This is a genomic window from Lachnoclostridium sp., from assembly GCF_031997925.1.
Lineage (GTDB): Bacteria > Bacillota > Clostridia > Lachnospirales > Lachnospiraceae > Lachnoclostridium.
This window is the reverse complement of the sequence record NZ_DAMADT010000001.1, coordinates 359456-370721: the sequence shown is the minus strand read 5'-3', so window position 1 is coordinate 370721 and position 11266 is coordinate 359456. Positions and strand designations below refer to the sequence as shown.

At 37.3% G+C, this 11266-nt stretch carries 11 protein-coding genes, 2 tRNA genes and 1 riboswitch; all 13 genes read right to left on the bottom strand.

All coding sequences use genetic code 11. From position 1 onward, the window contains the following. Nucleotides 1–284: 284 nt before the first annotated feature. A tRNA-Ser gene (locus RTP52_RS01590) sits at nucleotides 285–373 on the bottom strand. A 94-nt stretch (nucleotides 374–467) separates the two neighbouring features. Beyond that, nucleotides 468–553 (bottom strand) — tRNA-Ser (locus tag RTP52_RS01585). Nucleotides 554–653: 100 nt separating this feature from the next. After that, nucleotides 654–1355 (bottom strand): 2-C-methyl-D-erythritol 4-phosphate cytidylyltransferase, encoded by a 702-nt coding sequence (ispD, locus tag RTP52_RS01580; protein WP_312101862.1) that lies wholly within the window; start codon nucleotides 1353–1355, stop codon nucleotides 654–656. Nucleotides 1356–1498: 143 nt separating this feature from the next. Further along, on the bottom strand, nucleotides 1499–2548 hold the full coding sequence (gene tsaD, locus RTP52_RS01575) for a tRNA (adenosine(37)-N6)-threonylcarbamoyltransferase complex transferase subunit TsaD (RefSeq protein WP_312101864.1): 1050 nt from the start codon (nucleotides 2546–2548) through the stop codon (nucleotides 1499–1501). Nucleotides 2549–2706: 158 nt separating this feature from the next. After that, a complete protein-coding gene (locus RTP52_RS01570; protein WP_312101866.1) occupies nucleotides 2707–3330 on the bottom strand; it encodes a DUF6715 family protein in 624 nt (207 codons plus the stop codon). A 146-nt stretch (nucleotides 3331–3476) separates the two neighbouring features. After that, nucleotides 3477–4391: a ribonuclease Z gene (locus RTP52_RS01565; protein ID WP_312101868.1), complete on the bottom strand. Its 915-nt coding sequence runs from the start codon at nucleotides 4389–4391 to the stop codon at nucleotides 3477–3479. Between the two features lie 281 nt (nucleotides 4392–4672). Continuing rightward, a complete protein-coding gene (locus tag RTP52_RS01560) occupies nucleotides 4673–4915 on the bottom strand; it encodes a hypothetical protein (protein WP_312101870.1) in 243 nt (80 codons plus the stop codon). A gap of 112 nt (nucleotides 4916–5027) precedes the next feature. Beyond that, a complete protein-coding gene (gene rimI, locus RTP52_RS01555; protein ID WP_312101873.1) occupies nucleotides 5028–5462 on the bottom strand; it encodes a ribosomal protein S18-alanine N-acetyltransferase in 435 nt (144 codons plus the stop codon). Then, nucleotides 5449–6174: a tRNA (adenosine(37)-N6)-threonylcarbamoyltransferase complex dimerization subunit type 1 TsaB gene (gene tsaB / locus RTP52_RS01550; RefSeq protein ID WP_312368794.1), complete on the bottom strand. Its 726-nt coding sequence runs from the start codon at nucleotides 6172–6174 to the stop codon at nucleotides 5449–5451. The genes rimI and tsaB overlap by 14 nt, the downstream gene beginning before the upstream one ends. A 161-nt stretch (nucleotides 6175–6335) precedes the next feature. Further along, on the bottom strand, nucleotides 6336–6767 hold the full coding sequence (gene tsaE, locus RTP52_RS01545) for a tRNA (adenosine(37)-N6)-threonylcarbamoyltransferase complex ATPase subunit type 1 TsaE (protein ID WP_312101876.1): 432 nt from the start codon (nucleotides 6765–6767) through the stop codon (nucleotides 6336–6338). A 14-nt stretch (nucleotides 6768–6781) separates the two neighbouring features. Further along, complete coding sequence (locus RTP52_RS01540) at nucleotides 6782–7288, bottom strand: YcxB family protein (RefSeq protein WP_312101878.1); 507 nt, start codon at nucleotides 7286–7288, stop codon at nucleotides 6782–6784. A gap of 240 nt (nucleotides 7289–7528) precedes the next feature. After that, the gene (locus tag RTP52_RS01535) at nucleotides 7529–8254 is read right to left on the bottom strand and encodes an ECF transporter S component (RefSeq protein WP_312368777.1); all 726 of its coding nucleotides are present in this window, start codon (nucleotides 8252–8254) and stop codon (nucleotides 7529–7531) included. Nucleotides 8255–8506: 252 nt separating this feature from the next. Beyond that, nucleotides 8507–8643: riboswitch (FMN riboswitch) on the bottom strand. A gap of 208 nt (nucleotides 8644–8851) precedes the next feature. Further along, a complete protein-coding gene (locus RTP52_RS01530) occupies nucleotides 8852–11263 on the bottom strand; it encodes a rhamnogalacturonan lyase (RefSeq protein WP_312368775.1) in 2412 nt (803 codons plus the stop codon). Nucleotides 11264–11266: the final 3 nt, after the last annotated feature.

The window sequence follows — 11266 nt, the reverse complement described above, 5'->3', positions numbered from 1 at the left end:
CACGATACTGACTTTTTTTCATGATCAGCTTGATTATTCTATCATGCAATCACTTTTTTGTCAAGTATTTTTTTATTTTTTCAAACTTCATATTTTTCTGTGTTTTATCTGTCTTTTCTGACAGCTTCAACATTTTATCATGCTTTTTCTAACTTGTCAAGCATTATTTTTGAAGTTTTTCAAATTGTTTATTCTTTTCAGACAATTTGTTTTTGTATTGTAACATACTTTTTTGTATTTGTCTACTTGATTTTCTTGGAATGTTTTTCCTTGTATCAGTAGAGCGGAGAAAGAGGGATTTGAACCCTCGCGCCGCTATTAACGACCTACTCCCTTTCCAGGGGAGCCCCTTCAGCCGCTTGGGTATTTCTCCGAATTGGCATTGTTGCTTTTCACAATGCTTGGACAGCTTTTTTGCAAAAGCGATCCTTACTATTTAATTACTGAATACATATTCTGTATTCTAGCGGAGAATGTGGGATTCGAACCCACGGTCCCTTTCGGAATCACTGGTTTTCAAGACCAGCCCCTTAAACCACTCGGGCAACTCTCCGGACAACGCTCAATTAGTTTAACATAACCATATATACATGTCAAGCACTTTTTCTTATGTTTTCGATAAAATAATCTTGTAATTTTATCCAGTAAAATTCTTAGATAACATCTTGGTATTCCTTCAATATAGCATCCGCAAATATCAAGTCCTCTGGCGTTGTTATTTTGATATTCGTATACTCTCCCTGTACCAGATAGATAGGATATTTATTAAGGCATTCAACAATCATAGCATCATCTGTTATCATAGCACCCTGATAAGAAGCCAAATTATCATAAGCTTCTCTTAGGATAGAATATTCAAATGCTTGCGGTGTTTGTATCATATACACTTGCTTACGGTCCGGTGTACAATCTATAACTCCCTCATGAGTCGATATTTTGACCGTATCCTTTGAAGCAACCCCAACGATGCAAGCCTTCTTCTCTTTCACCTCAGAGATTACAGTATTAATTGTATTCGTTTTTATAAGTGGTCTTGCGCCATCATGAACCAATACATAATCTGTATCATTGATTCTATTTAAACCATTTAAGACAGACAAATATCTTTCAGAACCGCCCTCTACGACATGAGCTACCTTATGAAATCCATAAGGCTTTATAATCTCTTCCTTTACATAGGAAATATCATCTTTACCAACTACTACAATAATATCTGTAACAAGGCTATTTTCAAAGGCTTTGAGAGAATAATATAATACTGGTTTATCCCTTAATAACATATACTGTTTGGATACACTACTCTTCATTCGCTTCCCATGTCCTGCAGCCAACACAATTGCTGTTACCTTTTCCATCCGTAACCCCTAATCCGGTGCTTTAACACCTTGTATAAATTTGCTTTTCGTTTACACTTGAAAACATATCTGCTTAGTATCCCAGTGTGAAGAGAATTTCTTAGGCAACGTCTTTTGGTGCCTTAGAAATTCTCTTCACACTCCTAGCGTTGGCCTATCTTTAAGTTAGGTACCGCATTTAAATCTAATCCACTAAAATTTCCTTTCAGATATTCATAATAAGCTGCTGCACCTATCATTGCTGCATTATCTGTACAAAACAGAGGCGTTGGATGATAAAAATCAAACTGATTCTTTTTACAGGCTTCCTCCATTGCAGATCGCAATGCACTATTCGATGCAACACCTCCTGCTATTGCTATCTTTTTCATACCATACTCCTTAGCTGCTGCCATTGTATGGGAGACTAAAACATCAACCACTGCCTCCTGAAACGAAGCTGCTACATCCGCACGGTTAATTTCTTCCCCTTTCATAGCGCTGGAATTGATATAATTTAAAACAGCAGATTTGACACCACTAAAGCTAAAATCAAATGGATGGCCTTCTATACTAGCTCTTGGAAACACAATTGCATTCTTATTGCCTTCCTTTGCTAGTTTATCAATCTTAGGCCCCCCTGGATAGCCAAGTCCAATTGCTCTAGCCACCTTATCATATGCCTCACCAGCTGCATCATCATGAGTTCTTCCGATAATCTCGTACGTTCCATACTCTTTAACAAGCACAAGATGTGTATGTCCTCCAGATACGATCAAACATAAAAATGGAGGTTCCAGTTCTTTATTCTCTATATAGTTAGCACTAACATGTCCTTCTATATGGTGTACTCCTATTAAAGGTAGTTTTGCAGCATAACTAATTGCTTTTGCTTCTGCAACACCGACCAATAAAGCTCCGACCAGACCAGGACCATACGTAACCGCTACTGCATTCATATCTGTTAATCCCATCTGTGCCCCAGTTAATGCTTCCTCAATTACCTGATTTATTTTTTCCATATGCTTTCTTGACGCTATCTCTGGAACTACACCACCATACAAGGTATGCAAATCTATTTGAGTTGATATAACATTGGATAAAACTTCTCTACCGTTTTTTACCACAGAAGCAGCAGTCTCGTCACAGGATGACTCTATTGCCAAAATATATACATCTTCTTTTTCCACTATATCTTTTTGATAATCTTCCATTTAAATCCTCCATTTTGTCTCGTGAGTGAAAAATCTTGATTTTCACACTACCTCCGTCACTAAAAACAATATCTCGTATAAGCTAAGCTGCCACAAAGGACTTAATTTATCCTTAATGACAGCTCTTTCATAATCAATCTATTACTAAATCATAGTAATTATTTTGCATCTGCTTTATCAGCCAATCTCCAGCCAAGAATCTTATAAAGCCCAGCTTCATCCTTTTGAAGCAGGAACTCTTGGCGCACTGAATTGTATTCCTTGCCTTCTCTCAAAGAGTAAGTAGCAAGAAGTCTTGCGAACTCTTTTCCATCTTCTTTCCAAGTAATAATACTATTCCCAGAATCTATAGTATAACTTTTAATCTTTCGTTCAGACTTATGGTATTCTGCGACTTCAACTGCTAAATTCATAAGATATTCATCCGAAGGATTCGCTTCTATTAACTCTTTGGCATATAAGTTTTGAACTTTATCTCCAAGCTTTTCAAACTCTTCATCTGTAAGATCATCATTATGAATACACATTGAAAATCTACTATACAGCTTAACTACTTCTCTAGGTGTAGCTGGGTATGTACTCTCTAAATCCATTACCAGAAGCTTTTGAACCTCTGTTAATTCAATGTCTGGCTCTAACTTATCTTTATCCTCTCTATTATATATATAAGCAAAAGTACCAACGATCACACACCCTATTACAATCATCATTATCACTGTCATAACTGTATTATTCTTTGAACTCTTTTTAGAACCCTTCATAAAATCAGATCCTTCCCCCACATGCTACCCCTGTGGCATAAGCAATTTTTATGTAGACGCTTCTACCGCTTGAATAATATTTTTATTTACGTAAATACCTAAGAATAATCTTAAAGCAATAGAAAGCTTTTTATAAAGGCTTTTAGCCCCTCTATTGCTTTTTTTAGTTATTCATTTTTATCAAATTCTAGAGTAACACTCTTTCTATCTTTCCCTGCTTTCGCGTTCGGGAATATTTCTTTTGTTTCCTTCATATATTCTTCCGGCCTGGTCAGAGAAGGACTGTAGTGAGTCAGCCATAATTCCTTTACCCCTGCTTGCTTAGCAAGTTCTGCTGCTTCATAAAAAGTCATGTGTTTATTCTCTAGAGCATTACTCTGTTTTTCTTTTTCTCCATACATACCCTCACAGATAAACAAGTCGGACCCCTGAGCTTGTTCTACTATTTGTGGAACCGGTCTACTATCTGTACAATAAGTAAGTTTTATCCCCTTACGCTGTGGGCCTAATATCATATCTGGTGTAAACATTCTACCATCTTTCTCTATCGTTTGTCCCTTTTGTAGGCGACTCCACAACTCTTTTGGTACCTCGTTCTTCATTGCCATTTCCGGAATAAAACGTCCTGTTCTCTTAACCTCTACCGTATATCCGTAACATATTACATTATGATTAACACGAAATGCATGTATCACATAATCATTGATGCAAATCGTTTCTTCTGGATTTGTAACTTCTATAAAGTTTAGTTCAAATGGTAATTCGGGGGCGATTACTCTAAGCGCGCTAACAACACGTTCAAGCCCTTTCGGACCTATCAGAGTAACTGGTTGTGTTCGATCCGCATTTCCCATTGATAATAATAGACCTGGCAAACCACTGATATGATCTCCATGATAGTGTGTAAAACAAATAATATCAATAGAGTGAAAACTCCAACCTTTTTCACGAATAGCTACTTGTGTTCCTTCCCCACAATCTATTAATAAACTGCTTCCATTCAAACGAGCCATCAATGCTGTAAGCCAACGTCCTGGTAATGGCATCATCCCGCTTGTTCCTAATAAACATACATCAAGCATAATAAATTCTCCAAACTAAATATCTATTTAATCGCAAATTTCTTGCCTATAATTAAAACACAAGTCTTCCTATATATAAATCAATTTAATTACTCATGCTAAACCTATTTCAATAATCGAAAACTATCTTTCATATAACAGTTTTTCCCAATAAATATTGATATAAATTTTTAATAATTAAAAAGTTTAAGATTCTAATATACTCCTACTTGTACTTCATCTTAGCATATTATATACCCATAGGCAAGAAATAATTCAAGACAAAAGCCTTGCGACATACATCACAAGGCTTCTGATTTATCGGTAACTTCAATTGGTATTTTAAAGTGTGCAATTAATTGATCATAGCAGTTTTCACAGATAGTAAACCTGTGAACTTCAAGATCCCTGCTTGAAAAAAAACCCCACTCCTTTGACACAACAAAGGCATCTTCTAGTAATATCCCTCTTTCCATGCGCAATGCTCTACCACAGACATTACATAAAAGATCATTCTTCTTTCGTTCCTTTATCAAATGAGCCATAGCACATTCCTCCACTTCCTTATTATACAATGAAACCAAGGAAAAACACAGTGGAAATCACTGTAAATACTCCTTCATCCCTGCTAAAGACACCCCAAAATTTTAGTAGAATTTAAAAATTCAGCCACATAATTATGGCATTTTCTGTCGGATGTGCATAAAAATCTCTACGCTTACCTACACTTTGAAATCCCAGCTGCTCGTATAAATGGATAGCAGATTGGTTACTCTCACGAACTTCTAAAGTTACCGCTTCTATCTTACATAACTTAGCCTGTTCTAATAGGGATACTAACATTAGTTTTCCTATACCTTGTCTGCGTTTTTCTTTTTTGACACAAACATTTGTGATATAACCTTCCCCTGCAATATTCCACATCCCACAATAAGCAATAAGATTTCCTGTGTCCTCCACAACCAAATAGATATGATCTTTTTCAGTCGCTTCCTTTAAAAAACTCTCTTCACTCCACGGATCAGAAAAAGTTTCTTCTTCAATAACAGCCATTGCTTTTGTATCACTTGGAAGCATTCTACGAATTATCAACTTGCTCTCCTTTCGAAAGAGCCTCTTCTCTTTCCCTTTCTGCCTGGGATTTTCTTAGATAGGTTGGAATATGCTCCATCGCGGATTCCAGCTTTCCTTCCTTTATATAATGGAACGCAAGTGCTCCAAGTGCACCAGCTCGTTGCTTTGATAGATGTGCTGGTGCAAAATAATACGGTACCTTTGTACTCTCTATCAATTGTTTTTGATAAGCTTCTACTCCATCTCCTAAATAGATAACAGGTCTTTGATAATCATTGACAAGATGTATTATCTCTTCTACATCACAAGCTGTTTGCTCTTTTATCACATGAAATTCATTTTTTTCAAAGGAATATAGCCCGGTATATACTTGATTTCTCCTAGCATCCATCAAAGGACAAATGATAGCTTCCGATGCAAATAAATTGTAAGCTATTGCATCAACGGTTGGTACCGCAATAATCGGTTTGTTTAATGCTAGTCCTAATCCCTTTGCTGTCGCAGAGCCAATACGAAGACCTGTAAAAGAACCTGGTCCTTTCGCTACTGCGATCGCATCGATTTCTGACATCTCTAGTCCTAACATCTTCACGCACTCATCAAGCATTGGTAACAATGTCTGTGAATGTGTTTTTTTATAGTTCACAGTATATTCGGCCAATAACGCATCTTCTGTCATAATTGCGACAGAAGCAACTAAGCCCGAACTATCTAGTACTAATATTTTCATTCTAATAATCATGCCCTTCCATAGTAAACTTTAGGCTGCAGGTACAAATTTACGTGTGAAAAACTTTGCTTTTTCACACTATCCTCACATTGTATACTACATCTGTACGCAGATGTAGTACTGCAGAAATAAAAACTATTTACGAGTTTTACTCGTCATTTTTATAATTGGTTTTCTTCAACCAAAATGATACGATAGTCAAATCCTTTATCCAAATCTTTTTCTATCGTTATCTGGATATAATCTTTCGGTAAAAGTTCCTTAATACGAACTGCCCATTCTATGAGGCAAACACCATTTCCATAGAAGTAATCCTCATAACCGATTTCCTCCATTTCCTCAATATCCTCGATACGATACACATCAAAATGATAGAGGGGAAGTTCTCCTTGTTCGTATTCTTGCACAATGGTAAAGGTAGGACTACTGATAGGCTCTGTTATTCCAAGTCCAGTAGCAAACCCTTTGGTAAATACCGTCTTTCCAACTCCCAGGTCACCGCTTAGGCAATATACTTGTCCTTTTTGTGCATTTTCCCCCATTCGTTTTCCAAGGCGGTAGGTATCCCCTTCCGTAAAACTTTCGTATTTCATACCTTTTCTACCCTCTATTTCTTAAACTTCTTTCTTGCCTCAGGTGCATGTTCTATTACTAGTTTTTTCATTTCCTCTGCATGCCCAGGAAGAGCTGCCTTAGGTAAGATATAAGCCCCACGCGTTGACAAATAGAAATAGAAAGCATGCTTTGTTTCTACTGCTTTCCAGATATCAGTCCAATTTATTAGTATCTTTTCTTCGCCCTGACTTACTAATATCCCTTCCTCATTGATAAAATAATCAATTGGTTTTTGAAACATCGGTGTTAGTTTGACTTGTTTCGCAGCTTTGTAATAAAGCAAAATTGGATTAATAATAGTAAATAGTGACGCTATCAATATTAGCATTAAGTTACTAAAAGCTTGTCCGCCACCAGCACCAGTAAAAAGAAGAACCAATGCACCTACACTAATAATTAAATTTATAATACCAGATACACCAACATATGCATGATGCATCAAGAAACGATACATATCGTTAACCTTCGTTTGATATTGAAACATAATCTCTTTTTCCATACTACCCTCCATTCTGTTGCAATTCGTGTGTGTGAAAAACCTTGATTTTTCACACTACCTCCTCGTCTCATAAGTATACCGAAAAAAGGGTGCCTTTAAACGTATTGTTCAGCCATTTAAGGAGAAGCAACTGATTAAAGACACCCTCTTCCTTGCATTTTATAATGCAATTATAGCAGATTACATCGAAATTTCAAGTCTATGCAAACGTAAGTTATTTGTTCTAAGACTTAAAATTATCTAATCTTTGTAATCTCCTTTTAGGATTTTACTTATATTTTTATAAATTAAAATGGTAATTAACGATGTTAATGCATATTTTAATAAATTAAACGGTGCTACTGCTAACACTACAAAAGTAAACATGCCCTTGATCGCAGATATTTTTTCTGTTCCTTGAGCAATAAATGATTCAATTGGTACGTGAAAAGCTTCTGAATATTTAGGTAATAAAACAAAAGCATTTAAGAAACATCCAGCTAATGTGGCTGTTACTGTACCAACAAGCAATCCAATCACTGCATTTTTCTTACTCTTTCTTAGAAAATAGAAGAACGATGCTGGAATAATAAAGACGCAACCCATTAAGAAGTTTGCAAACTCCCCAACAAATGCTGTTGTCGTTCCATTGGATAGTAGGTTCAAGACTACTTTAATAAGTTCTATTGTTATCCCAGCTACCGGACCAAATGTAAATGCACCAATAATCACCGGAAGTTCGCTAAAGTCAAGTTTATAGAATCCAGGGGCGAACCATAATGGAAACTCAAAGAACATCAAAACAACTGCTATCGTGGAAAGTACCGCTATAGTTACCATCCTGCGTACATTTTGTTTACCTCTTCTTTTTTCTAATCCGATTTTTTTCCCAATGACACGCTCAGCTGCATAAGCAGCTCCAACAATAATTGCAACAATCGTCACACTTAGTAGCAAAAATCCAACATTGGTTTTTGCTACTTCCATCATTTCGTCTCCTTTTTATAAAAGGAAGGTTCTAGGAGTAAGCCACTGAATACTTCACTTTGTAGGTACAACGTCTTGCAAATACATATCGCCTTGCCGTACCTACAGGGTGAGTGCGCATACCTTGGAGATCAAAAAAGCCCTGATAGTATACTATCAGGGCGGCTTAAACTCACGTATCACACTAGTTTCAGTGTTGTTGTGCTTCCAAAGAAAGATATAAAAATTTCCTAAATCCTTCTATATCATCACAAACTTCTTCTTTCATCCAGACTATACTGTCGGTTTTGGAATTCAGTAATCTTTCTTACTGTCACCAAATCAGCGAGATTAACTCGGTCGCGGACTATACCGCCGGTCGGGAACTACCCCCTGCCCCGAAGAACTTCCTTATTCTATTTGCATAAATATTTTATCTCTTTGTCTATTAAATGTCAATCAATATCTTTCGTTTCGTAATTCTATAGATATCTTTCGTTTCGTAATTCTAGAAAGATCTTTTGGTTTGTATTCTAGAAGGATCTTTTGTTTCGTATTCCTTGAAAGATCTTTGTTTTGTATTCCTAGAAAGATTTTTCGTTTCATATTCCTAGAAAGCTATAAAACATACTCCCAATCCGTATCCGATGCAAAATAAAACTTTGGATAACAAGGTTGGTTATAACAATTATTCTGCCATGCAATTCCAGTACGATACTGTATATCATGCATTAATGTATATAATTTATGATTGGTTAAATCCGTATTGAAAAAGATCCGGATTGCGCTGCTATCTGATTTTCTAAGAAGAAGTTCTTCCCTCCAGTCCCCAAAGATATCTGCTACAAGACAAGGATTCCCCTTCGTTCCATTATTCGTGGCTACACCTTCCGGTGCAAAGATAATTCCATGTGTATTGTCGTTGATAACACCTGCATGGCTTCCAAACAAATCTACTCCATCTATGATCTGCGTGCTCATATCCGGCAACCAACGAATACTGAAGTTTGTTCCAAGCAGTTTAGCAGGAAGTACCTCCCCCTTAACAGATTGCATCTTAGTTACCCAGGTTTGCAAACCTCTTACCTTAGGACTTACATCTCCGACCATACACCTTCCTAAATCCGTTTCTGCATACTCACCGAAGATAACTTCCCCTGTTTCTGCATCACGTAAAGCATAACCATAAGGCGCATGTTTTGCTCCTTCAAATACCTGGAATATCTCAAGCCCCGGTCTGTCCGGATTAATATCTGCCACATGCATAGCATCTCCGTGGCCCAATTTTGCATAAGTTCCATCCGGCAGGTAATCATAACTGCTATAAAGAAGACTTCCATCATGATCAATCACCGCAGCACCGTATATAATCTCCTGATACCCATCTCCGTCTACATCCGCTGTCGATAAACTATGATTTCCCTGTCCTGCTAATCTGCCATATACAGGGTCACTACCGGCACCTCCATGAGCATTATCCATAAATGGATTGTTCATTCTCACATGCCCGCTGTCAATATTAAAATACTCTCGAAAATGATTTTCAAAAAAATCATATGCCACTACCGTTGCTCTTGTATAATAACCACGGCAGACAATGAGATACGGGTGTTCTCCATCAAGATAAGCTACCCCTGATAAAAAACGGTCGACACGGTTTGCTGGCTCTATTCTTCTCATCGAATAATCCCCCCATAGCAAACCATCATCTTCTCTGGTATAAGGAAATGGTATTGTTTCTAATTCTTCCCCAGAACCCGAAAACATGGTAAGGTACTCCGGTCCGTCGATAATAAATCCTTCAAAATGTCGTAGTTCATTTCTCTCACTCCTTGACGGCGCATAAACATCAAGAAAATAATCCACTAGCTTTATTGCATCCTCTCTCCTTAAGGGATACCGATATCTCTTTTCTATGCCAAAACACTCTTCCAGTGTTTGTGGCCAGGTTTTATCTATAACCATCGAGTGATTATGCCAATTCATAAACACCGTTACTAAATGTTCATAATAATCTTCTGCACTGAAGCGATAATCATCCTGGTTGGTGTACCCACCGTCTATATCGTTGTCCGGCATCGTTATGTAGGCTTCTTTTTCCACCTTACCCTCTTCATCGTAATAAATCACCTTCGTACCTGGTGCTGTCTTTACTGCCATCTCTGCCTTACCGTCTCCATTAAAATCATAGACCATAAACTGAGTATAAGGAGCCCCTGATCTTATATTAACTCCCATATCAAGCCGCCATAAAAGTCTTCCCTCTAGCTTATAACAGTCAATAAAACAATTTCCGGTATATCCTTTTTGCGATACATCCTTAGAATTGCTAGGGTCCCATTTGACAAAATACTCATATTCACCGTCTCCATCCACATCACCGACACTCATATCATTTGCATGATAGGTGTAGACTTCCCCCGCCGGTGTTACTCCATCACTTGGTCTTTTTAATGGTAAATCAATATAGTTAGCACCGCTTCGAAAAGCACACATTTCCTTCGTCCGTTCAACTAAAGCGCCATCTTTTAAAACTCCAATTGAATACTGATCCTCAGAAGTTCCCTCTTCATCCACAAAGTTTGTGCTATCGGTTACTGTTGTTAACAATTCTCCGTTTTTATACACAATAAAATCCGTACCAGTTAAACCAGTGCTGCTATACCCACTAACTTCATCCTTCATCAGCCTCCATGCAAGAAAGATTCCCTTTTGTCTTTTCACCACCATAAGTCCTCTTGAAAGCTTTTCAAGTTGTTCGTGAAATGTTTTTCCAATCGATGTCTTTAACACAGAGCTAATGGAAATCTCCTGCCCTCCCGAAACAGAAGCCACTTTAAGATAATGAGACACATGAGTTGATCTTTTTAGTGTGTATTCGGTTTCCTTTGTTTCTGATAATATTTTGTACTTCATCACCAACGTATCTTTGTCTGCCCAATAGATACGATACGAATCTGCATTAGGGTTGGCATCCCATTGTATGGTAACGTGGTCCTTATCGAATTCCTTTATTCTTAATCTGGTCACTAT

What these genes read in the sequence shown, in the direction of transcription:
- ispD (WP_312101862.1), bottom strand. Translation starts at nt 1,355, where the DNA reads ATGGAAAAGGTAACAGCAATTGTGTTGGCTGCAGGACATGGGAAGCGA.
- tsaD (WP_312101864.1), bottom strand. Translation starts at nt 2,548, where the DNA reads ATGGAAGATTATCAAAAAGATATAGTGGAAAAAGAAGATGTATATATT.
- RTP52_RS01565 (WP_312101868.1), bottom strand. Translation starts at nt 4,391, where the DNA reads ATGCTTGATGTATGTTTATTAGGAACAAGCGGGATGATGCCATTACCA.
- RTP52_RS01560 (WP_312101870.1), bottom strand. Translation starts at nt 4,915, where the DNA reads ATGGCTCATTTGATAAAGGAACGAAAGAAGAATGATCTTTTATGTAAT.
- tsaB (WP_312368794.1), bottom strand. Translation starts at nt 6,174, where the DNA reads ATGAAAATATTAGTACTAGATAGTTCGGGCTTAGTTGCTTCTGTCGCA.
- tsaE (WP_312101876.1), bottom strand. Translation starts at nt 6,767, where the DNA reads ATGAAATACGAAAGTTTTACGGAAGGGGATACCTACCGCCTTGGAAAA.
- RTP52_RS01540 (WP_312101878.1), bottom strand. Translation starts at nt 7,288, where the DNA reads ATGGAAAAAGAGATTATGTTTCAATATCAAACGAAGGTTAACGATATG.
- RTP52_RS01535 (WP_312368777.1), bottom strand. Translation starts at nt 8,254, where the DNA reads ATGGAAGTAGCAAAAACCAATGTTGGATTTTTGCTACTAAGTGTGACG.